The following is a 26,675-nucleotide window of genomic DNA, read 5'->3' on the forward strand; positions in this document are numbered from 1 at the left end:
CTATATTGCTGGTCTAAAAAAGTAGCTTCGCCGAGTTTTAATTTTACCATTTTCAAAAGAATAAACATCGGCAAACATTTCATTAAGTTGGGAGCCATTTTTATGTACACCAATAAACTGTCCCCAGCATGAACCATACTTCTCAGCGACAACAATCTTTTCAATGTGATGTTTCCCAGAGGAGATAACTCTATCATACTGATAAAAATGTAGGAGTTTATCAATACCAATCAAATCCTGATAACCTGGACGCTGATAGATAATATCTTGGTCAAAATACTTGACTAATAACTCAAAATCAGAAGAATCAATAGCATCAAATAAACTAACGATTAATTCTTCCTGGGCTGTAATATTTTCAGAATTAATAGACTGATACTTGGTTAATACCTCCGTTGCGTTCATTTCCCAATTGCCTCCCAAAGTTGTTGTTTGATTGTACTTAAAATGCGGGGTTCGCTCTTAGGATTAAAAAGTTCGGTCGTCATTATTCCCTGGGGTGAACGATAGCGGAGCTTATCATTTTCAACCCAGATTTTAATCCCTAACCCGTTGAGATGAGCTAAAAATTCGACTGTTTTCATAATTCACCTTCCTCATAATCGTCTAAGCTTTCAGTAATTGCTGGTTGTCCCTGCTGTGCAACGGCAAGAAGTTCAATAATTTGGGCTAAATTAGCGATAGTTGGGTATTCTAGCAAATTTTGTAAAGACAATTCCACCGAGAAAAGATCGCGGGAACGGGAGATAACCTGAGTTGCTAACAAAGAATGTCCTCCAAGTTCAAAGAAATTATCCTTAATGCCAATCCGTTCCAATCCCAACACTTCACTCCAAATTTGGCCCATTTGGGTTTCAATGGGGGTACGCGGTGCCAAAAAGCTCGTGGCTAGATTGCGCGTAGCTGTATCGGGTGTCGGTAAAGCCCGCCGATCTATCTTGCCATTGGGAGTCAGAGGCAGAGCATTGAGCAGCACAAAAGCCTGGGGAACCATATAACTGGGTAGCTTTTGTTGGACAAACTCCCGCACCTGCGGTACTAGCTTCTGGACTAACTTGCCGTACAGAGGATTATTCGTGTAATCAGTCCAGGATTTAGCAATAACCGTCTCATTGTCCCAAAAACTGGGGTATGGTTGGCTATCAACTGCGCTCATTGCAGATTCTAGGATTGAACTCTGGCGATGGAAAACCAGATCAAAGGAACCGTCTTGACTCCCTTCCCACCAACTGAGGTGAACGGTGTAGCCGAATTTTTCTCCCAGTTGCCACATTTGCTCAGGATTAATCCCCATCCTTGGCTTTTCTTTTAACAATTGCCGCAATTCTCCCACCGTCGAAACGACCGGCGGATTTTCTAACCAGTCTAAAATTTGTAGGGCTTCTTGTACTCGTTGATTGGGGACATCCCTGATGCCTAACCATTCTGCTTGTCCCAGTTTCAGTTGATCTTGCAGTTTTGCTAAGGAAAACCCGTCTCGTTGCCAATTTGACCAAGGAATAACCGTTTTTTGAACATCATTACCCAAATGTAAGGTCACATCATAACGGAATTGGGTTAACTCATTTTCAGCTTGACCCCGTTTTGGTGCGATCTCTACCCAAGAAATTTGAGGAAAACGTTGTTTGAGAGCGATAAAAAACTGAGGCTCAATTAGCAATTCTTCTTCGGTGGCGACACTCTGATTCACCTGCTTTTGCCATTGTTCAAGGGTTTTATCCGCGGCGGCACGGGATAACTGTACGGCAGCATGGTAAGGCTCTAGTAAGGGCAGACTACGGATATCACCCAGGAAAATCTTCCCGTGAGCCGCGATCGCCTTCATGACCCCTTCGAGAACCTGTAATAGATAATCGACACTAGGGAAATACTGGACAACGGAGTTAATAACCACCGTATCAAAAGCCGCTTGGGGAATCCCTGCCAAATTATCGGCTGTTCGGTGGAATAATCTTACTTTCCCCGCTAAACCCTCAATTGTGCCGCATAACCGTTCCAGGTTGTCAATGGTGGCAGAGGAATAATCGGCTCCCCAATATTCCTGACAATGTTTAGCCACAGGAAACAGCAATAATCCACTTCCGCAACCAATTTCTAACACTCGTTGCGGTTTTCCTGCAAGAATTCGGCTCACGGTATTCTCAACCCATTCTCGCATTTCTGCAGCGGTCATCGCTTGCCCCGTATAACTACTATTCCAACCACTAATATTAAAGGTGGGGTCATCGGTTGTAGATTGGGATTGACGATAGGAATCTTCATAAATCGTTTGCCAATCACTCACATATTCACTCTGCCATTGGGCAAGCTGTTCGGGTAAAACTTCACCCTTGAGAGCAGGAACCAAATACCCTACTAAATTAGTATTAAGCTTGTCATGATCATGATCACTTGCATGGTCAGCACGGGCAATCACAATCGCCTCTTGTACTAAGGGATGTTGGCCCAAAACGGCTTCAATTTCCCCTAACTCGATACGGAAACCCCGCACTTTAACTTGGTTGTCAATCCGTCCCAGGTATTCAATCTGACCATCGGGTAAATAACGGGCTAAATCTCCCGTTTTATATAATTTTGACGGCTGCTCTCCCCCCTTATCAAGGGGGGTTAGGGGGGGATCAAGGGAGACAAACGGGTTAGAGATAAACTTCTCGGCGGTCAATTCTGGGCGATTCAGATAACCCCTGGCTAAACCCGCACCGCCAATATGTAATTCCCCTGGTACTCCGATAGGAACTGCTTGTAAATGAGGGTCTAAAATATAAACCTGCACATTGGGAATGGGGCGACCAATGGTTATTTTTTCGTCAAAAGGCGTACATTTTGCGATCGCGGTACAAACACTCCCCTCCGTTGGGCCATAACCATTAAAGAAATTTCGTCCTTGTGACCATTTTTTCACCAACTCAGGAGAACAGGCTTCCCCTGCAACAATGATAGTTTGTAAAGAGGGGAGATTTTCCCAGGGTAGAACCGCTAATGCCGAAGGTGGTAACGTAATGTGGGTGATGGCATGATCCCGTAATCGCTCCATTAAGGGTAAACCAGGCATTAACGCTTCTTTGGTTCCCAAATAAAGTGTCGCTCCTGCTCCCAAAGCCATCAAAATTTCCGAAATACAGGCATCAAAGCTAAAGGAAGCAAACTGAAGCACTCGACTGGAGGGATGCACACCAAGGGTTTCAATTTGAGCTTGAGCGAGATTGCACAATCCTTTATGTTCTACCATCACGCCTTTGGGTTTACCCGTAGAACCAGAGGTATAAATCACATTGGCCAAATTAGAGGGGGTTACTTTCGCCGTCAGGTTATCCTGGCTAGGTTGGGCAGTTTTTTCCCAAATTTCCTCTAAAAAGAGTGTTTGGCCTTGATGGTTGGGGAGTTTATCAATTAGTGAATGTTGGGTTAGTAGTAAGGGGATTTGGCTATCAAAGAGCATAAATTCTAGGCGTGCTGGGGGATATTCGGGGTCAAGGGGTAGATAGGCCCCGCCTGCTTTAAGAATGCCGATTAAGGCGACAATCATCTCTAGGGAGCGTTCGACACATAAACCGACTATTACCTCCGTTTCTACGCCTAGAGAGCGTAAATAGTGCGCCAATTGGTTGGCCCGATTATTTAATTGTGCATAGGTCAATTGTTGATTTTCAAAGACTACGGCGATCGCATCGGGGGTGCGTTCTGCTTGTTCCTCAACTAATTGATGAATACATTTGTCATAGGAGTAATCGGCTTTTGTCTCATTCCACTCCTCTAACAGTTGATGTTCTGGGGGGGTTAATAAGGGAAGTAAGGCCACTGGTTGCTGTGGATTTGACCCAATTGCCGCTAACAAAGCCTTGAAATGAGTCATCATGCGGACAATAGTTTCAGCATCAAATAAATCCCTGTTATAGGAGCAAAAACCTCCTAATCCCTCGGGGACATCCCACAGATAAACCTCTAGGTCAACCCGAACTGAATCAAGTCCCGATGCCAGATCTTCAACTTTAACCCCAGGCAAATCCCAAGGCTCCGTTGGCGCATTCTGGAGGGCAAAAACTATCTGTATTAAAGGATTACGGTCTAAATGTCGTTCAATTTGCAATTCTTCGACCAACATCTCGAAGGGTAAATCCTGATGGTCGTAAGCGTTTTGGGTGGTTTGTCTGACTTGCGCTAGAAAATCCTCAAAGGTCGGTTCTTGGGACAAATCAAATCTTAAGACTAGGCTATTGACAAAAAAGCCAATGAGTTTTTCGATTTCGGTACGGTTACGATTGGCGATCGGTGAACCAATCACTAAATCGGTTTGTCCACTATAGCGAGACAGCAATACGGCAAAACCTGCCAGTAAGGTCATAAATAGGGTACTACCAGACTTCTGGCTGAGTTTTTTAAGCTGTTGCGTCAGTTTGTTGTCGAGTTGCAGTTTTTCCGTTCCACCGCGAAAAGTTTGTATGGCTGGACGGGGGCGATCGCTCGGAAGTTGGTGCAGTAGGGGAACTCCCTTTAACTGTTGCTTCCAGTAGCTTAATTGGCGTTCTAATACTTCATTGGTTAACCATTGACGCTGCCACACGGCGAAGTCTGCATACTGTATCGGTAAAGTCGGTAAATCTGCCTTCGTTCCTGTGCTGAAACTGCGATAATAGGCTGATAATTCATCAATTAAAACCCCTAGTGACCAACCATCCGCCGCAATATGGTGAATGGCTAATAACAGTACATATTCATCCGCCCCAACTTGCCACAGTTTGACCCGTAATACTGAACCATTGGCTAAATCAAAGGGTTCGGAAGCCGCTTCTGTTATCAGTTGCTCTACTTGCAGAGGCTGGCTTTGTACTATGGATAACGTAAAGTTGATGCTAGAGGTGATCGCTTGAATCGGTTTATTATCCTTGAGTTTAAACTGAGTCCGTAAAGGTTCATGGCGTTGAATAATTGCCTGAAAAGCTTTTTCCAGGGCTTTAACATTGAGATTTCCTAGCAAACGCATTGTTAAATCAATGGTGTAGGCTCCACTTTCTCCTTCTAACTGATTGACAAACCAGAGACGCTCTTGAGCCCAGGAGAGAGGAATGTCATCCTGTCGGTTGAGGGGTACTATTGGTGGAAGCTTGAGCCGCGAGCCAGTTTGCAGTTCTTTTAAAATCACCGCACTTAACTGGGCAATGGTTGGGGATTCAAACAGATAACGTAGGGGTAACGCAATTTCAAAGGCTTCCTGACAGCGAGAGATAACCTGGGTCGCTAAGAGGGAATGTCCCCCTAATTCAAAGAAATTATCCTCAATGCTGACTCGTTCTAATTTCAGTACCTCAGCCCAAATCTGCGCTATTTTTTCCTCAATAGGGTTACGGGGGGCGATATATTCACCTTTGCCCTGTAAATCGGGTGCAGGTAAGGCACGGCGGTCTATTTTGCCATTGGGAGTAAGGGGTAAGGCTTCTAAGATAACGAAAGCATTAGGAACCAGGTAATCAGGTAACTTAGCTTTTAAAAATTGCCGTATTTCGTCAATTGTCAGGGTTATTTCGGGTTGGGGGACAACGTAAGCAACTAGGCGTTTATCTCCTGGGTTATCTTCACGAGCAATCACACAAGCCGACTGTACATCTTCATTTTGACCGATTACAGCCTCAATTTCTCCCAATTCAATACGGAATCCTCGAATCTTAACTTGATTATCAATGCGTCCTAAGTATTCAATATTACCATCAGGTAAATAACGGGCTAAATCCCCAGTTTTATATAATTTGGGGGTTGGGGGTTGGGGGTTGGAATTTTCAAAGAGACTAGGAATAAACCTTTCTGTGGTCAATTCAGGACGATTGAGATAACCCCTTGTCACTCCTGCACCACCCACATACATCTCCCCAGGCACCCCAACGGGTACGGGTTGTAAATATTCATCGAGTAAATATACCTGTAGGTCGGGAAGAGGACGACCAATGACGCTGGCTGTACTATTTACATCAGCCCTACTTAAGGGGCGATAAGTAACATGGACGGTAGTTTCTGTAATTCCGTACATATTAACTAATTGGGGGAATTGGTCGCCGTGTCGGTCAAACCAAGGCTGTAAACTGTTGATTTCTAAAGATTCTCCTCCAAAAATAACCAAACGTAAACTTAAATCGTTATCTGTTGCCTGTTCCGCTTGAATTAACTGACGGAAAGCGGTAGGGGTTTGATTAAGAATTGTTACTTTTTCTTGACATAATAGGTTTAAGAATGATTCGGGAGAACGAGTCACCAAGTAAGGTACTATTATCAGTCGTCCACCATATAACAATGCTCCCCACATTTCCCACACGGAAAAGTCAAAAGCGTAAGAATGGAATAGAGTCCAGACATCTTGAGGGTTGAAGTGATACCAGGAGTCTGTTGCTGCAAATAGACGTACTACATTAGAGTGATTGACTAAAACGCCTTTCGGTTTACCTGTGGAACCGGATGTATAGATAATATAGGTTAAATTCTCTGGTTTTGCTGCGCTTTCGGGGTTTGACGTGATATTTTGAGCGATTTTTTCCCATTCTGTATCTAAACAGATAAGTTGTGCTTGATGTTCAGGAATAGACTTGACTAATTTTGCTTGAGTTACTAACACTTTTACCTGAGAGTCTTCTAACATAAAGCTTAGGCGTTCTTGGGGATACTCAGGATCAAGCGGTACATAAGCCCCGCCTGCCTTGAGAATACCTAATAAACCCACCATCATCTCTAAAGAACGCTCAACACAAATTCCGACTAAAGTATCAGCTTTTACGCCTAATTTCTGCAAATAATGGGCTAATTGATTAGCACGACCATTTAACTCAGTGTATGTTAATTGTTGATTCTCAAACACCACCGCGATCGCATCAGGGGTACGTTCTACTTGTTCCTCGAATAAATGATGAATACACTTAATTTGAGGATAATCAACTTGAGTATTGTTCCACTCAATTAATAACTGATTAGTCTCACTTTCTGTCAGTAAGGGTAATTGGGAAATCCGCGCTTGAGGATTAGCCACAATTCCCCCTAATAAGTTGAGAAAATGCCCTGCTAATCGCTCAATAGTGCCGCTATCAAATAAATCAGTATTATATTCCCAGACACCTTTTAAGCCATCATCCGTGTGAACCATTGCTAAGGTTAAATCAAACTTAGCGGTTGTATTTTCTAAGGGCAAATCTGTCACCGTTAAGCCTGTCATTTCTATCTCAGACTTGGGTGTATTTTGTAGGACAAAAGCGACTTGAAAGAGGGGAGTATGGCTTAAATCCCGTTCGGGTTGCAACGCTTCTACTAACATTTCAAAAGGTAAATCTTGATGAGCGTAGGCATCCATTGCCACTTCCCGAACACGGGTTAATAACTGACTAAAACTCGGATTATCGGCTAAATTCGTCCGCAGGACTAAAGTATTGACAAAAAAGCCGATTAAACCCTCAATTTCACTGCGATTACGGTTAGCAATGGGAGTTCCCACTAAAATATCACTAGACCCTGTATAACGATAAAGCAAAGCATCAAAAGCAGCCAACAGGGTCATAAATAATGTTACCCCTTGTTTGCGGCTCAATTCAGTCAAGGCTTGGCTGAGGGCGGGGGACAGGGAAAATTCTTGATAGGCTCCGACAAAACTCTGCACCGCAGGTCGAGGGTGGTCTGTGGGAAGGGATAATAAAGCGGGGGCATCGGCTAGTTGATTTTGCCAGTAATTTAATTGAGTTTGCAGTACATCCCCTTGTAACCATTGTCTTTGCCAAATCGCAAAATCTGCATACTGAATCGGCAAGGGAGCTAAATTGGCGGGCTGATTTTGAGGATAAGCATTGTATAGGGTGGTCAGTTCGTGAATAAATACTTCTATTGACCAACCATCACTGATGATGTGGTGCATACACACTAATAAGAGATGTTCCGTCTCAGATAGCACCACTAAAGTGATTCTGATTAAAGATTCTTTGGCTAAATCAAAGGGTTGAGTGGCTTGTTTTTGCTTTAATTGCTGTGTTTTTTCTGCTTGCTCCTGGATGGGTAAATCTTGTAAATCAACGACCGATATTGTCTCCCTTGTTGTTTGAATAACCTGGGTCGGTTGTCCATTAATGGTGACAAAATTAGTCCGTAATACCTCATGGCGATCGCAAATTGACCATAAACTTTGTTCTAAGGCTCCTTGGTTGAGGTTTCCTTGTAAACGCAATACCATCGGTATATTGTACAAGGCACTATTGGGCTGCAACTGGTCTAAAAACCATAAACGCTGTTGAGCAAAAGATAGAGGTAGTTCTGTATCCTTAGTTCTCGGTAAAATCGGGGGGACAGTTAGGGTTAGGTTTTGTTGCTGTAATTGTCCAACGAGATGGGCTAATTCTGCCACCGTCGCCGCCGCAAATAGGCTCCGCAAAGGGAGTTCTATTTTAAATAAACTACGAATACGGGACACCAATTGAGTTGCCAGTAAGGAATGTCCCCCAATTTCAAAGAAGTTATCATAAATTCCCACTTGCCCTACTTTTAGTACCTCTGTCCAAATTTGCACCAACATCTCCTCGATCGCATTGCGGGGTGCTACATATTGATCGCGGCGATCGCCTTCTAAATTCGGTGCAGGTAAGGCGCGGCGATCGACCTTACGATTAGTGGTCAGGGGTAAAGATTCCAGAAAAACAAAAGCTTGAGGAACCATGTAAAGGGGCAAATTACCAGCAAGGAACTGACGTAGTTCACTAATCATCGGTATCCGTTCATAATGAGACACGATGTAGGCAACTAAATACTTTTGCCCTGGAATGTCTTCACGAATAATCACACAGGATGTCTGCACATCAAGATGTTGATTAAGTATCGCCTCAATTTCTCCTAATTCGATACGGAAACCGCGAATTTTAACCTGATTGTCAATTCGTCCAAAACATTCAATGCTACCATTTGGCAGATAACGGGCTAAATCTCCCGTCTTATACAAACGATTGAAAGGTGCATCAGCAAAGGGATTGTCAATAAATTTTTCAGCCGTCAATTCTGGACGATTCAGATAACCCCGCGCTAAACGAACACCGCAGAGATGCAGTTCTCCCTTAACTCCAATGGGGGCAGGTTGCAGATTTTGATCCAATATATAAGCCTTTGTATTGGCAATGGGACGACCAATCAGAACCGAATTCATTTTTTCTGACTGAGAATCCAGCAGATCATGAACAATCGCGGTTACAGATGCTTCGGTGGGGCCATAGACGTTAATACATTCAACCCGTTTTCCGACCCATTCACGCCAAATATTGACGGTTTCGGGTAAAACTGCATCTCCTCCCACTGCTACGACCCGCAGACTGGATGGCACGGTGGCAGAAGATTGTGAAACGGCGATCGCCCATTCATGCCAATAGGCGGGAGTAATATTTAAGAGAGTTAGGCTTTCTTGTTCAATAAAATCGGCAAAATCTGTTAGGGTTGGGAACATTTGCCAGGGTCTTAAGACTACTGTGCCACCTTTTAACCAGGTGGGGAAAATTTCTTCCGCCGCTACATCAAAACCAAAGGACGCAAACTGTAAGACGCGATCGCTTTCCGTTAAACCAAATATTTCACTGATGCCCCAACTATGGTTAACCAAAGCTTCGTGGGTTAACATCACTCCTTTCGGTTTACCCGTTGAACCAGAAGTGTATAACACACAGAGTAAATTTTCTGGTATTACTTCACTGACGGGATTTTCCATGCTTTGAACTGTCAAGATCTCGGCAGATTTATCTAATACGATGACCCCTACATCTTCTACGGGTAAAGAACTGAGTAAACTTTGTTGGGTTAGCAGTAGGGAAATTTTGGCATCTTCGGCCATGGAGGTTAACCTTTGCTGGGGATAATCGGGGTCTAAAGGGACATAGGCTCCTCCAGCTTTGAGAACGGCTAATAATCCGACAATCACTAACAGCGATCGCTCCAAATAAATGCCGACCAAAATCTCTGCTCCCACTCCCAGAGATTGTAAGTAATGGGCTAATTGATTGGCTTGAATATTTAACTGTTGATAGGTTAATTTCAGACCTTCAAATACTACTGCTACTGCATTCGGTGTTCGTTCTGCTTGTTCTTCAAATAAATGATGAACACATTGATGGAAGGGATAATCTTTTTCCGTCCCATTCCAATCTTTTAATAATTGTTGTGACTCTACCTCTGTTAACAAGGGTAGTTGGGAAATTTGCTGTTGAGGGTTAGCAACAATTGCTTCTAGCAATGTCACAAAATTCCCCGCCAATCGTTCAATGGTGCTACGCTCAAACAGGTCTGTATTATACTCCCAGCTTCCCCTTAATCCTGTATCGGTATTTTCCATTCCCAAGGTTAAATCAAACTTAGCCGTTGCATTTGCTGTTAACAAGGGACTGGCAGTTAATCCTATTAATTCTAACTGGGATAGGGGTTCATTTTGCAGTAAAAAGTCCACTTGAAAGAGGGGAGCATGGCTTAAATCTCGTTCTGGTTGTAGGACTTCTACTAACATCTCAAAAGGCAAATCTTGATGAGTGTAAGCATCCATTGCCATTTCTCGAACGCGAATTAATAACTCATTAAAACTAGGATTGCCTGACAAATCAGTTCGTAAAACTAAAGTATTAACAAAAAAGCCGATTAATCCTTCCAATTCACTGCAATTACGGTTAGCAATAGGCGTTCCAATTAATATGTCTTCCTGTTCCGTATAACGGTAAAGTAAGACATCAAAAGCTGTTAACAGGGTCATAAATAAGGTGACACCCTGTTCTTGAGTCAGTTGGGTGAGTTTTTGGCTTAATTCCCAGGAAAGGGTAAAGGGAAGATGGGAACCAGCAAAACTCTGTACAGCAGGTCGTGGTCGGTCTGTGGGCAGGGATAATAAGGCGGGAGCCTCTGCTAACTGTTTTTGCCAGTAATCTAATTGACTTTGCAGAATATCTCCCTGTAACCACTGTTTTTGCCAAAGAGTGTAATCACCGTACTGAATCGGTAACGGCTTTAAAGATGAGGGCTGATTTTGAATGTATGCGTTATAGAGGTCGGTTAATTCCTGAAGAAAGACCCCCATTGACCAGCCATCACTGACAATATGATGCATACAGACTAATAAAATATGTTCTGTCTCAGATAAGATGACTAAGTTTGCTCTGATTAACGGGTCACGGGCTAAGTCAAAGGGTTGAATGGCCTGGTTTGGGATTAACTCCTGAGAGGCAATTTCCTGTTCACTACTAGATAAGTGTTGTAAATCAACGATGTTCACTGTCCAGGGGGTTTGCGTTTGTATAACCTGAGTAGCGACACCATCAACGCTAATGAAGTTAGTCCTTAAGGCTTCATGGCGATCGCAAATTTCCTCTAAACTCTGGATCAAAACGTCTTGATTAAGGTTTCCCTCTAAACGCAAAGCGAGGGGAATATTGTAAAAAGAACTATCGGACTCAAATTGATCTAAAAACCAAAGACGAGTCTGGGCAAAAGATAAAGGTAATTCTGTATCTTTTTCCCTGGGTAAAATAGGGAGTTCCGTTCGTTCTTCCTGTTCCGAAACTCGTTTTATGACCTGGGCTAAGGCGGCGACGGTCGGGGCAACAAACAACTCCCGTAGGGGCATTTCTACCTTGAACGTCTTACGGATGCGCGAAATCAGTTGAGTTGCTAATAATGAATGTCCGCCCAACTCAAAGAAGTTGTCGTGAATGCCCACCTGTTCAACTTTTAGGACTTTTACCCAAATAGAAGCCAAAATCTCTTCAATGGGATTACGCGGCGCAATGTATTGTTCTTCACTTTGGAAATCGGGAGCAGGTAAGGCACGGCGATCGACCTTACCATTAGATGTTAAGGGTAGGGATTCCAAAATGACAAAGGCACTAGGAACCATATACTCTGGTAACTGAGCTTTCAGAAATTGCCGCAGTTCATTAACACCAAGCAAACTTTGCTCTTGTTGGGCAGAAATTCCCTCTTGGGGGATAACGTAGGCAACTAAACGTTTTTGCTCTGTCTCATCTTCCCTGGCCATAACAATAGCGGTTTTGACTGCGCTGTGCTGACTGAGAACAGTTTCAATTTCTCCTAATTCAATGCGGAAACCCCGAATTTTTACTTGATTATCAATTCGTCCTAAATACTCAATATTGCCATCGGGTAAATAACGCGCTAAGTCTCCCGTTTTATAGAGACGAGAATCTGAGTAATTACTAAAAGGATCAGGAATAAATTTCTCTTGGGTTAACTCTGGACGATTGAGATAACCTCTGGCTAACCCCGCTCCGCCAATATGTAATTCTCCAGCTACCCCCACAGGAACAGGTTGCAAGAAAGCATCAAGAATATAAACCTGAATATTACTGATGGATCGCCCAATCGGAACATTGGTTGCACTTGGGGAAGTAAATTCGTATAAAGTCGTTACAATAGTTCCTTCCGTTGGACCGTAACGATTAAATAGTTTAGGAAGAGAGGAATTATTAGCTGTAATTGTATGCCATTGCTTGACTTTTGATTGTTGAATGGCTTCCCCTCCAACCATAATTAGTTTTATATTGGTGATGATTTGGAGAGCAGTAGGAGTCAGTTCAGAGGCTAATTGATGCCAATAAGCAGTAGGAAAACCTAAAACTGTTAATTGCCATTTTTGACAACATTGCCAAAAATCCTCACTAGAGCGCAACATATCTTCTGTTCGCAGTACCAAGGTCGCACCCGATAACAAACCACAAAAGATTTCTTCAACGGAAGCATCAAAGCAGATAGAGGAAAATTGCAGAATTTGATCATCTGATGTAAAATTGTACTCTCGAATAGCAGTCAGGATATAGTTGACTATTGAGCGATGTTCAATCATTACCCCTTTGGGTTTACCCGTCGAGCCAGAAGTATAAATAATGTAGGCTAGATTGTGCTGATCAACTTCTACAATCGGGTTTACGGTACTTTGGTTTGCGATTATTGACCAGTCTTGATCTAAACAGATAGTTGTTCCTTGAAATTGAGGAAGTTGCCCAAGGAATTGAGATTGCGTCAGTAAAATACTAAGTTGACTATCTTCAAGAAGATAGGTAATTCGGTCTTTTGGATAATTAACATCCAAAGGAACATAAGCTCCCCCTGCTTTAAGGATTCCCAAGATACCGATGATCATCTCTAGGGAACGTTCGACAAAAATTCCCACCAGTCCATCCGCTTTTACTCCCAAAGATTGTAGGTAATGCCCCAATTGATTCGCACGATTATTTAATTCTTGATAGGTTAAAAATTCATTTTCTAATCTAACGGCGATCGCATCAGGATTTAGTTTTACTTGTTGTTCAAATAATTGATGCAGACACAATTCAGGCTTGTAGTCAATTTGAGTCTGATTCCAATCAACTAATAATTGACAACGCTCACTTTCTGTCAATAGGGGTAATTGGGCAATGGATTGTTCTGGATTAGCAATAATCCCTTTTAATAAGTTAATAAAATGCCCTGACAATCGCTCAATTGTGCTTTGATTAAACAAGTCTGTATTATATTCCCAACTCGTAGTTAATCCAGCTTCTTTTATCTGTATAGATAAACTTAGATCAAATTTAGCTGTCTTAAATTCCAACGGCTGATGGGTGGCTTTTATTCCCTCTAAATCTATGGCATTTAGAACTTCATTATCTAACCCAAACATTACCTGAAATAAAGGAGTATAACTCATATTTCTTTCAGGTTGTAAGGCTTCCACTAACATTTCAAACGGCAAATCTTGATGGTCGTAAGCATCGGTTGCGGTCTCTCTTACCTGTTTTAATGCCTCGCTAAAACTTGGATTTCTTGCTAAATCTGTTCTTAAGACCAATGTATTAACAAAAAAGCCGATCAACCCATCCAGTTCACTACGAGTACGGTTAGCAATGGGAGTCCCAACTAAAATATCCGTTTCTCCCGTGTAGCGATTGAGTAGGATATTAAAGGCAGTCAAGAGGGTCATAAATAAGGTGACACCTTTTTCACGACTCAACTTATTTAACCCTTGACTAAGTTCTGGGGAAAGGATACATCTGATTCTATCCCCCTCAAAACGTTGTTCTGGGGGGCGGGGGCGATCGCTGGGTAGATGTAATAAGGCAGGTGCGGCAGATAACTGTTTTTGCCAGTAATTTAACTGATTTTGCAGGATTTCTCCCTGTAAATATTCCCTCTGCCAGAGGGCAAAGTCGGCATACTGGATCGGTAACTCTTTTAAAAGAGGATTTAAACCTTTAGTATAGGCATTATAAAGAGTTGTCAATTCCTGAATAAATACCCCCATTGACCAACCATCAGAGACAACATGGTGCATACAAATCAGCAACAAATTTTCTGTGTCTGATAACTCAAGTAGGGTAGCCCGAATGAGGGATTCATTCGCTAAATCAAAGGGTTGATGGCTGTGAATTTCTAGCCATTGTTTGAGGGCATTCTCTTCTCGATAGTTTTTGCTTTCCTTATCATTAATAATGGTTAATTTCCAATTGCTTTCTGGTTTGATTATCTGCACAGGATTTCCGTCAAGGGTAAGGAAATTGGTGCGGAGGGATTCGTGACGCTGAATAATTTCTTGTAAACTCTTTTCTAGGACATCTATTTTGAGTGTTCCCTCTAAATGCAAGGCAAAGGGAACATTATAAAAAGAACTGTTGGGTTCTAATTGATCTAAGAACCATAAACGCTGTTGAGCATAGGATAGGGGCAATTCTTCGTAATTCATTTTCTTCTCCTCGGTAAAATGGCTGTAACGATGGGGGCTAATTTTTGCTGTTTTAACTGTTCAATTCCTTGGGCTAATTCAGCTAGGGTTGCTGTGTTGAATAACTGACGTAGGGGAAGCTCAATTTTCAGGCGATCGCGAATCTGTGCTACTAATTGAGTCGCCAGTAGGGAATGTCCTCCAAGTTCAAAGAAGTTATCATTGATTCCCACTTTCTCTACTTTTAGAACTTCTGACCAAATTGTTGCCAGTATTTCCTCCATCGGGGTACGAGGGGCAACATATTTGTCTGATACTTCACTACCTGATTCAGGTGGCGGTAAAGCACGACGGTCTATTTTACCATTAGTAGTAAGGGGTAAGGCTTCTAAGATAACGAAAGCATTAGGAACCATGTAATCAGGTAATTTAGCTTTCAGAAATTGGCGGATTTCGTCAATTATGATTGTTATTTCGGGCTGGGGTACGATATATGCGACAAGACGCTTATCCCCCGCCGTATCATCCCAAACTAGCACCACCGTCTCCCAAATCTGGGGATGAGATGCCAATAATGCCTCAATTTCCCCTAATTCAATACGGAATCCCCGAATCTTAACTTGATTATCAATGCGCCCTAAATATTCTAACTCGCCATTAGGCAAATAACGGGCTAAATCCCCCGTTTTATACAATTTTGCTCCTCCTTGAGTGCCTCCCTTATTAAGGGGGGGTAGGGGGGGATCAAAAGGACTAGAAATAAACCTTTCTGTGGTCAATTCAGGACGATTGAGATAACCTTTTGCCACTCCTGCACCGCCCACATACATTTCCCCAGGCACCCCAACGGGTACGGGTTGTAAATATTGATCGAGTAAATACACCTGTAAATCGGGAAGAGGACGACCAATGACGCTGGCTGTACTATTGACATCAGCCATACTTAAGGGGCGATAGGTAACATGAACGGTAGTTTCCGTAATTCCGTACATATTAACTAATTGGGGAAGTTGGTCGCCGTGTCGGTCAAACCAAGGCTGTAAACTGTTGATTTCTAAAGATTCTCCGCCAAAAATTACCAAACGTAAACTTAAATCGGTCTCTGTGACTGAATCCTTCCCAACCTCTCTTAATAAGGGGGAAATGTCCCCTTTTACGGATTCTTCAGCTTGAATTAACTGGCGGAAAGCGGTAGGGGTTTGATTGAGAATCGTTACTTTTTCTTGACACAATAACTCATAAAATGATTCGGGAGAACGAGTCACTAAGTAAGGGACTATTACCAGTCGTCCACCATAGAGTAAAGCCCCCCACATTTCCCACACGGAAAAGTCAAAAGCGTAAGAATGGAATAGAGTCCAGACATCTTGGTAATTGAAATGATACCAGGAGTCTGTTGCCGCAAACAGTCGCACGACATTAGCGTGATTGACTAAAACCCCTTTCGGTTTACCCGTAGAACCCGATGTATAGATAATATAGGTTAAATTATCGGGTTTTACTCCGCTTTCAGGGTTTGACGTGATATTTTGAGCGATTTTTTCCCAGTCCGTATCTAAACAGATAAGTTGTGCTTGATGTTGAGGAATAGACTCGACTAATTTTGCTTGAGTTACTAATACTTTCACCTGAGAGTCTTCTAACATAAAACTAATCCGTTCAAGCGGATATTTTGGGTCAAGGGGAACATAAGCACCACCCGCTTTTAATATCCCCAATAATCCCACAATCATCTCTAAAGAGCGTTCTACACCAATTCCCACCAATTCATCAGGTTTAATACCCAAAGATTGCAAATAATGTGCTAACTGATTAGCCCGACAATTTAACTCATTATAGGTTAATTGTTGCCCTTCAAATACCACCGCTACAGCATTAGGAGTCCGTTCAACCTGCTCCTCAAATAACTGATGAATACACTTGTCATCAGGATAATCTACCTCAGTATTATTCCAATCAATTAATAACTGTTGTTGTTCAACTTTTGTTAATAAAGGTAATTGAGAAACTCGCTCCCTCGGATTAGCAATAATCCCCTCAAGTAAAGTCATAAAATGACCGTTCATTCGTTCAATAGTCTCGCTATTAAATAGGTCAGTATTATATTCCCAAACCCCCATTAATCCCGTCTCTGTATTTTGCATTGACAAGGTTAAATCAAACTTAGCTGTTTCACCTTCTAAGGGTAAAGAATTAACAGTCAAACCGCTCATTTCTACTTCAGATAAAGGAGTATTTTGAAGTACAAACATTACCTGAAATAGAGGAGTATGACTAAGATTTCTCTCTGGTTGTAACGCTTCTACTAACATTTCAAAAGGTAAATCTTGATGAGCATAAGCACCTAAAGACATTTCCCGCACTCTCATCAATAATTCCTGAAAACTAGGATTTTCTGAACAGTCAGTTCTCATTACTAAGGTGTTCACAAAAAAGCCGATTAAACTCTCTATTTCACGACGGTTACGGTTAGCTATAGGTGTCCCTATTAAGATGTCTGATTGTCCTGTATAACGATAAAGTAATGTCCCATAAACTGCTAACAATGTCATAAACATTGTCACCCCTTGTTGCTGACTTAATTGCGTTAGCTTTTGAGTAAGTTCAAGGGATAGTTGAAACTCTTGATATGCACCTGTAAACGTTTGTATTACTGGACGGGGTTTATCTGTTGGTAAGGGTAAGAAAGTTGGTGCGTCTGCTAGTTGTTTTTGCCAGTAATTTAATTGGTTTTCTAAGACTTCTCCTTGTAACCATTGTCTTTGCCAAACTGCAAAATCAGCGTACTGAATTGGTAAGGGTTTTAAGGGTGAAGGTTGACCCTGATTATAAGCATTATATAACGCTGTTAATTCTTCAATAAATACACCCATTGACCAACCATCACTAATCACATGGTGCAGACATAATAATAACCAATACTCGTTATTATTCAGCACGATTAAAGTGGCTCTTACTAATGCTTCATTAGCTAAATCAAAGGGTTTAAATGATTCTCCCTTAACTAAATTAGTTGCAGCAATTTCTTGTTCTTCTGGTGATAAATGCTGCAAGTTAATTACTGATACTGTCCAATTTGTTACTGTTTGAATAACCTGAGTTGGTTGTCCATTGACGTTAACAAAGTTGGTGCGTAATGCTTCGTGACGTTGAATAATTTCCTCTAAACTTTGTATCAAAGCTGCTTGATTAAGATGGCCTTGCAAACGTAAAGCTACAGGGATATTATAGAAAGCGCTATTAGTTTCTAATTGGTCTAAAAACCATAAACGAGTTTGTGCATAAGACAATAATAATTCAGATTGTTCACCCCTTGGTAATATGGGGGGTGCGGATAGAGTTAAATCCTGTTGCTGTAACTGTTGAATTTGCTGTCCTAATTCTTCAATTGTTGGTGCTGCAAATAGACTACGCAAAGGGATTTCTATTTGTAAATTAGTGCGAATACGGGAGATGAGTTGAGTAGCTAATAATGAGTGTCCTCCTAGTTCAAAGAAGTTATCATTAATGCTTACTTGTTTGACCTTTAAAACCTCAGACCAAATTGTTACCAGTATTTCTTCAATAGGGTTGCGTGGTAAGATAAATTTGTCTGTTCTTTCGTAACTTTGTTCGGGTTCAGGTAAAGCGCGACGGTCAATTTTACCATTAGGTGTTAAGGGTAATGATTCCAGTATTACGAAAGCACTGGGAATCATATATTCTGGCAGCTTTTCCTTGAGGAATTGCCGTAATTCATTGGGGGTTGGTGTTGCATCTTTTTGAGGGACAATATAGGCAACTAAACGTTTATTTCCTGGTGTATCTTCGCAGGCAATAATAACCGATGATTGCACTTGAGGATTTTGAGTTAATACTGTCTCAATTTCTCCTAATTCTATACGGAATCCCCGTATTTTAACTTGATTGTCAATGCGTCCTAAATATTCAATATTACCGTCAGGTAAATAACGCGCTAAGTCCCCCGTTTTATAGAGTCGAGAATCTGGGTAATTACTAAAAGGATTAGGAATGAATTTTTCTTGTGTTAATTCTGGACGGTTGAGATAACCTCTTGCTAATCCTGCTCCACCGATGTGTAATTCTCCTGGAATACCTACAGGTACTGGTTGAAGATTGGAGTCTAAAATGTAGATTTGTGTGTTAAAGATTGGACGACCAATGGGGATACGTTGTCCATACATTTCTCTCTGACAATTCCAAAAAGTTACATCAATACAACATTCTGTCGGTCCATAAAGATTGCACAAATTCACATTTAGCTGGCTAAATAATTTCTCTTGCAAAGCAACTGGCAAGATTTCACCACCACAGAAGACTCGTTTGAGTAACTGACAATTTTCGATTCCTCCCTGTTCTAAAAGCATTTGCAGTAAGGATGGCACAAGTTGAACAGTAGTTACTTGCTGTTGGGCAATTGTTTTTAAGAGGTAATCGCTGTCAGTATGACCTCCTGGTTGAGCTATTAACAACTGTCCACCTACTAATAAAGGAGCATAAAATTCCCAAACTGACGCATCAAAACTAAAGGAAGTTTTTTGCAGAACTCTGTCCGCTCTAGTTAGGGGGAATGTTTCCTGCATCCAGAACATATGATTGGACAGGTTACTGTGGGACAGCATTACCCCCTTCGGTTGACCAGTAGAACCTGATGTATAAATAACATAAGCTAAATTAGTTGCTTGTATATCAGTAATTAGATTGTCCCGACTGAACTGAAAAATCAACTCCCAGTCAGCATCTAAACAAATAAGTTGCGCTTGATGTTCAGGTAATTTATTAATCAATTTCTGTTGAGTTAATAACACATTAACAGCAGCATCTTCTAACATGAAGCTTAAACGTTCAAGCGGATATTCAGGGTCAAGAGGAACATAAGCACCACCCGCTTTTAATATCCCCAATAATCCCACAATCATTTCTAAAGAGCGTTCAACACAAATCCCAACTAATTCATCAGCTTTTACTCCCAAAGATTGTAAATAATGTGCTAATTGATTAGTCCGACAATTTAACTCATTATAGGTTAATTGTTGCCCTTCAAATACCACCGCTACAGCATTAGGAGTCCGTTCAACCTGCTCCTCAAATAACTGATGAATACACTTGTCATCAGGATAATCTACCTCAGTATTATTCCAATCAATTAATAACTGTTGTTGTTCAACTTTTGTTAATAAAGGTAATTGAGAAACTCGCTCCCTCGGATTAGCAATAATCCCCTCAAGTAAAGTCATAAAATGACCGTTCATTCGTTCAATAGTCTCGCTATTAAATAGGTCAGTATTATATTCCCAAACCCCCATTAATCCCGTCTCTGTATTTTGCATTGACAAGGTTAAATCAAACTTAGCTGTTTCACCTTCTAAGGGTAAAGAATTAACAGTCAAACCGCTCATTTCTACTTCAGATAAAGGAGTATTTTGAAGTACAAACATTACCTGAAATAGAGGAGTATGACTAAGATTTCTCTCTGGTTGTAACGCTTCTACTAACATTTCAAAAGGTAAATCTTGATGAGCATAAGCACCTAAAGACATTTCCCGCACTCTCATCAATAATTCCTGAAAACTAGGATTTTCTGAACAGTCAGTTCTCATTACTAAGGTGTTCACAAAAAAGCCGATTAAACTCTCTATTTCACGACGGTTACGGTTAGCTATAGGTGTCCCTATTAAGATGTCTGATTGTCCTGTATAACGATAAAGTAATGTCCCATAAACTGCTAACAATGTCATAAACATTGTCACCCCTTGTTGCTGACTTAATTGCGTTAGCTTTTGAGTAAGTTCAAGGGATAGTTGAAACTCTTGATATGCACCTGTAAACGTTTGTATTACTGGACGGGGTTTATCTGTTGGTAAGGGTAAGAAAGTTGGTGCGTCTGCTAGTTGTTTTTGCCAGTAATTTAATTGGTTTTCTAAGACTTCTCCTTGTAACCATTGTCTTTGCCAAACTGCAAAATCAGCGTACTGAATTGGTAAGGGTTTTAAGGGTGAAGGTTGACCCTGATTATAAGCATTATATAACGCTGTTAATTCTTCAATAAATACACCCATTGACCAACCATCACTAATCACATGGTGCAGACATAATAATAACCAATACTCGTTATTATTCAGCACGATTAAAGTGGCTCTTACTAATGCTTCATTAGCTAAATCAAAGGGTTTAAATGATTCTCCCTTAACTAAATTAGTTGCAGCAATTTCTTGTTCTTCTGGTGATAAATGCTGCAAGTTAATTACTGATACTGTCCAATTTGTTACTGTTTGAATAACCTGAGTTGGTTGTCCATTGACGTTAACAAAGTTGGTGCGTAATGCTTCGTGACGTTGAATAATTTCCTCTAAACTTTGTATCAAAGCTGCTTGATTAAGATGGCCTTGCAAACGTAAAGCTACAGGGATATTATAGAAAGCGCTATTAGTTTCTAATTGGTCTAAAAACCATAAACGAGTTTGTGCATAAGACAATAATAATTCAGATTGTTCACCCCTTGGTAATATGGGGGGTGCGGATAGAGTTAAATCCTGTTGCTGTAACTGTTGAATTTGCTGTCCTAATTCTTCAATTGTTGGTGCTGCAAATAGACTACGCAAAGGGATTTCTATTTGTAAATTAGTGCGAATACGGGAGATGAGTTGAGTAGCTAATAATGAGTGTCCTCCTAGTTCAAAGAAGTTATCATTAATGCTTACTTGTTTGACCTTTAAAACCTCAGACCAAATTGTTACCAGTATTTCTTCAATAGGGTTGCGTGGTAAGATAAATTTGTCTGTTCTTTCGTAACTTTGTTCGGGTTCAGGTAAAGCGCGACGGTCAATTTTACCATTAGGTGTTAAGGGTAATGATTCCAGTATTACGAAAGCACTGGGAATCATATATTCTGGCAGCTTTTCCTTGAGGAATTGCCGTAATTCATTGGGGGTTGGTGTTGCATCTTTTTGAGGGACAATATAGGCAACTAAACGTTTATTTCCTGGTGTATCTTCGCAGGCAATAATAACCGATGATTGCACTTGAGGATTTTGAGTTAATACTGTCTCAATTTCTCCTAATTCTATACGGAATCCCCGTATTTTAACTTGATTGTCAATGCGTCCTAAATATTCAATATTACCGTCAGGTAAATAACGCGCTAAGTCCCCCGTTTTATAGAGTCGAGAATCTGGGTAATTACTAAAAGGATTAGGAATGAATTTTTCTTGTGTTAATTCTGGTCTGTTAAGATAGCTTCTGGCTAACCCTGCCCCCCCAATATGCAATTCTCCTGGTACACCAATCGGAACTGGCTGTAAGTAAGAGTCTAAAATATAAATTTGAGTATTAGAGACAGGACGACCAATAGAAACTTTCTCCTCGTCCTTAGTAAATCTCGCTACAGTCGCACAAACAGTTGTTTCCGTTGGCCCATAAGCATTAAAGAAATTTCGTCCTTTTGACCACTCAGTTATTAATTTTGCGGTACAAGCTTCACCACCGACGGTTAGAGATTGTAAATTAGATAAGGTTGCTTGAGGTAAAACAGACAAAGCCGAAGGAGATAAAAAAGCGTGAGAAATTTGGTTCTCCGTTAACAAATCAACCAATATTTGACTGGGTAATAGGGTTTCTTTTTGGGCTAAGTACAAACTAGCACCTGCGGCTAAAGCAGTGGCAATTTCACCAATAGATAAATCGAAACTTAGGGAACCGAACTGGAGTACACGGCTATGATTTTGAATTTGAAAAACGTCACTCCAAGCCAAAGCCAGATTAACAATGCTTCTATTTTCAATCATCACCCCTTTCGGTTTTCCTGTTGAACCAGAAGTATAAATCACATAGGCTAAACTATCAGTTTTAGTTTGAGAACTGGGATTATCGGTTAATAAGGGTGAAAAACTTTGTTCATCTAGATACAATATTTGATTAGGATTTTTTAGATTAGTTAATAGTAATTTTTCTTTAAGAAAACCTTGAGTGAGCAACAATAATATACCAGAATCTTCTAAGATAAACTGAAGGCGTTCTGGTGGATATTCGGGGTCAAGGGGTAGATAGGCAGCACCCGCTTTAAGAATGCCTAATATTCCTATTATCATTTCTAAAGAACGTTCGACACAAATTCCCACTAAAGTATCTGGTTTAATCTGATAGTTTTGACGCAGATAATGGGCTAATTGATTAGCACGATTATTTAATTCTCGATAAGTTAAGGATTCATTTTCATAAGTTACTGCTACAGCATCAGGAGTCCGTTCTACTTGCTCCTCAAATAACTGATGAATACACTTATCAACAGGGTAATCTACTTGAGTATTATTCCACTCAATTAATAACTGTTTTTGCTCTAATTGTGTCAATAATGGCAATTCTGCAAGAGTTTCTTTCTGATTTGTGACAATTCCTTCTAACAGTGTCAGAAAATGACCTGTCATCCGTTCAATTGTATCTGGGCTAAACAAATCTGTATTATATTCCCAGACTCCCACCAGTCCAGCATCAGTGTTTTCCATTGCTAAACTTAAATCAAATTTAGCAGTATTGGTTTCTACCTGAACAGAACTGATACTTAACCCTGTTAACTCTACCGTCGATAGAGGCGTATTTTGAAGGACAAACATCACCTGAAATAAGGGTGTATAGCTGATATCCCTTTCCGGTTGTAATGCTTCCACTAGCATTTCAAAGGGTAAGTCTTGATGAGAGTAGGCTTCTAAGGCTACTTCTCGCACCTGTGCCAATAATTGCTCAAAACTGGAATTTTCTGCTAAATTAGTTCTTAATACTAAGGTATTGACAAAAAAGCCAATTAACCCTTCTATTTCACTATGATTACGGTTCGCTATGGGTGTTCCGACTAAAATATCTGTTTGTCCAGTATAGCGATACAATAAGACATCAAAGGCGGCAAACAGGGTCATAAACAAGGTAACGCCTTGCTCTTGACTCAATTTTGTCAGTTTTTGGCTTAATTCTGGTGAGAGGATAAATTCTTGATGTGCGCCGACAAAGGTTTGTACTGCTGGCCTTGGTTTATCGGTGGGTAGGGGTAAGAAAGTGGTTGCACCTGCTAATTGTTTTTGCCAATAAGCCAATTGGGTTTCTAGAACATCCTCTTGTAACCATTGTCGCTGCCAAAGGGCAAAATCGGCATACTGAATGGGTAATGGTGCTAAAGGTGAGAGTTTTCCTTGAGTATAAGCATTATACAATACTGCTAATTCTTGCACAAATACACCCATTGACCAGCCATCACTAACGACATGGTGCATACATACTAGCAAGACCTGTTCGGTCTGGGAAAGTGTGAGTAATGTTACTCTAATTAAGGGTTCGGTTGCTAAGTCAAAGGGTTGAATTGCTTGAGTATTAATTAATTGCTGACAAGTTATTTCTCTCTCACTCTTTCTTGGGGGTTGGAGGGGGTGAACTATTGATATTGTCCAATTTGTTTCTGTTTGAATGATTTGAGTGGGTTTTCCTTCAATTGTTAGGAAATTGGTGCGTAAGGCTTCGTGTCGCTCAATAATTGTTTGTAAGGCTTGTTCTAAGGCAACTTGATTGAGATTTCCTTCGAGACGCAAGGCGAGCGGAATGTTGTATAAGGCACTATTTGGCTGGAATTGGTCTAAAAACCATAAACGCTGTTGTGCGTAAGACAGGGGTATTTGTGCATCTCCTGTCCTTGGTAGTATGGTTAATGCTGTTAATTCTAAGTTTTTTTGCCCCCATTGCTCAATTTCTTGAGCCAATGTAGTAACTGTTGTTGCTGTGAATATGCTCGGTAATGGGAGTTCAACTTTTAAGCTGGTGCGGATGCGTGAAATAAGTTGCGTAGCTTGTAGTGAGTCTCCTCCAAGGACAAAAAAGTCATCATCTATCCCCACTCGGTCAAGTTTAAGAACTTCTATAAATAGAGACGCGATCGCTTTTTCTAGAGGAGTACGAGGAGCCACAAACTCTCCATCTGACTGACGTTGACGCTGTTGTTGGCAAGCAATCTCTTGGAGAATGAGTTCAGGATTGCATAAATTTTGGGCAATATTTTCAAAGAATTGATAATTCAAGATTCGATAGCTTAAACTATCTGATTTAGCAGTTGTTTCTTCTAAATTTATCTTCGTCTTCTGGTTTAAACTATCTACATTAGATCGGGGACTAAAAATAGTTTCAGAGGCAATTTGAGCAGAAAACTCAAATAAAACACCATCTTTTTTTTCTTGCAGGAGTCCTTTCTCAATACCCGTTAAAAAATCACAGATCGGTTTATTTTTCGGGGTAGATTTATAAAAAAGCTCGACTTTTGCTAATCTTTTTTCTTGGGCAACCGTTCCCAAATAAGCCAACATTTGATGTTCTACACCGCGACCCAATACCCGACAACTGAGTAAAAAAGTATCTACAATTAGGGAATCTTCCTGGGCAGTAAATAATAGTAAACCCACTAAACCATAGTCCCCAAAGCGGTCTTTTACCTTAACCCCCCGACAGTCCAATTCCCCTGAATTACAAAGTTGTTTAATTTGGGATTCTGAGCGTCGGATAGTTGTTAAGTTAAATTGGTTAGTCCGTTGAGTGAGTTGAGCAACTCGCGTCAATTCCTCCTTTTGTACGGGGGAAATCTCTATTTCTAAGTTAAGTTGGGCAAGAAAATCCTCAAAAGAAAGGGAATCTTCTTGCAAACGCTGACGTTGAATATTTTGTTGATAAAGATTCGTTCTTTGTTGGTCTTCTTGAGTGGTTTGAAGTTGATCAAAAGCCCAAATATGAGCTAAAAATTGGGGGATTTTTTCGCTTTCTTGAGGAAGTTGTAATGTCAAAACTTCGGGACAGTTGGCCCTAACTTCAGCACACTCTATTGGGTTATCATCAATAAAGATAAAGCTATCTAACCCTAGTTGCAATTCCTCTGCTAAAGACTGCAAATTTTGAGATTTTTCTTGCCAGTTAATACGCCAATTGACTAAATGATTTCGCTTTAGCAACATATCGGGATGTTGTTCAAAGACAGCAAAGACATCATCGGCTTGATTCTTACTACATAAACAGATTAACTTTCCAGTTGCTTGCTGGGCGATGATAAATTCTTGTAAAGCTCGAAATGGAGCATTAATTTTAACTCCTTTAACTCCATCTTCTCCACAAATTCCATTCCACAAAGTATTATCGCAGTCCAGGGCAATCACTTTGTAGGGAGAGCTTTTCAACGCTAAAATTTTTCTAGCTAATATTGTCCCCAAAGCTGTGAAAAAGGTTAGATTATAGGGAATATGTCCTAATTCGTCTCCGTAGGGATCATAATACTCCTGCACAGGATAGGTTCTGAGTAATTCTTGACTTTTAATTAGACAGATGCTAGGGTTTTTCTGGAGTTCTATTTCTAATTGTTCTTGTAATTTCTCATGTAACTCATTGAACGCTTTCTCATCGGTGGGAGAGGGGGGACAAATACAGACTAGGTGGGGATTGGGCGATCGCGTTGTCGCTGTTTTTAAGGCATTAGCAAAATCCTGGACAGTTTGCTCGATTTGCGTAATATTCTCTCCTAATTCCCGTGACCTTGAATTTTCATTCTGGAAAAATTCTGCTTTGACAGCAGTTTTGGGGATTGGTTGGAGACGATTTTCAGTTTCTTGCCAGTCTTCAAACCTCACTAAAATGACATTGACCCCATTGTGATTCGTCGCTAAAAGACTCGATGGATTGAGTAATTCTTGAAAGACTTGATTGTACTGGGCAAATTCTATTGAATCAGGAAATCCCATTGCTTTGAGCCAATAGGAGAGAGAATCTTCCACTGGTTCACTGGTAAATGTGGCTGTGATAGCGATTTTCTGATTAGCAAGGGCTGGGATCGTTGGCATGGGCTAGTCTGTCGGCAGCATCAAGGGATAATTCTAGCTGATTCTATTCCCAAAAACTTTTTTTGTCAATCTTTAAAAAGCGGCCCTAGTTAAGGATCGGGTTTGAAACCCAAATTTTCGATAAAACTGGACTA

Annotated in this window: 4 protein-coding genes; all 4 read right to left on the bottom strand. The window is 40.9% G+C overall.

All coding sequences use genetic code 11. The features are described 5' to 3' along the window. Genes NMG86_RS17775 through NMG86_RS17790 form a run of 4 tightly spaced genes read right to left on the bottom strand, consistent with a single transcriptional unit; the run spans position 1 to position 26,541 of the window. Positions 1 to 405 carry a nuclear transport factor 2 family protein gene (locus tag NMG86_RS17775; RefSeq protein ID WP_026785831.1) on the bottom strand — a complete coding sequence of 135 codons (405 nt, stop codon included), beginning with the start codon at positions 403 to 405 and terminating at the stop codon, positions 1 to 3. Then, a complete protein-coding gene (locus NMG86_RS17780; protein ID WP_026785830.1) occupies positions 402 to 584 on the bottom strand; it encodes a TubC N-terminal docking domain-related protein in 183 nt (60 codons plus the stop codon). Before NMG86_RS17780 ends, NMG86_RS17775 begins: the two co-directional genes overlap by 4 nt. Next, a complete protein-coding gene (locus NMG86_RS17785) occupies positions 581 to 14,710 on the bottom strand; it encodes a non-ribosomal peptide synthetase (RefSeq protein ID WP_026798225.1) in 14,130 nt (4,709 codons plus the stop codon). The genes NMG86_RS17780 and NMG86_RS17785 overlap by 4 nt, the downstream gene beginning before the upstream one ends. Next, the gene (locus NMG86_RS17790; RefSeq protein ID WP_498603429.1) at positions 14,707 to 26,541 is read right to left on the bottom strand and encodes an amino acid adenylation domain-containing protein; all 11,835 of its coding nucleotides are present in this window, start codon (positions 26,539 to 26,541) and stop codon (positions 14,707 to 14,709) included. The genes NMG86_RS17785 and NMG86_RS17790 overlap by 4 nt, the downstream gene beginning before the upstream one ends. Positions 26,542 to 26,675 lie beyond the last annotated feature (134 nt).

Source organism: Planktothrix rubescens CCAP 1459/22, assembly GCA_904830895.1.
GTDB lineage: Bacteria > Cyanobacteriota > Cyanobacteriia > Cyanobacteriales > Microcoleaceae > Planktothrix > Planktothrix agardhii.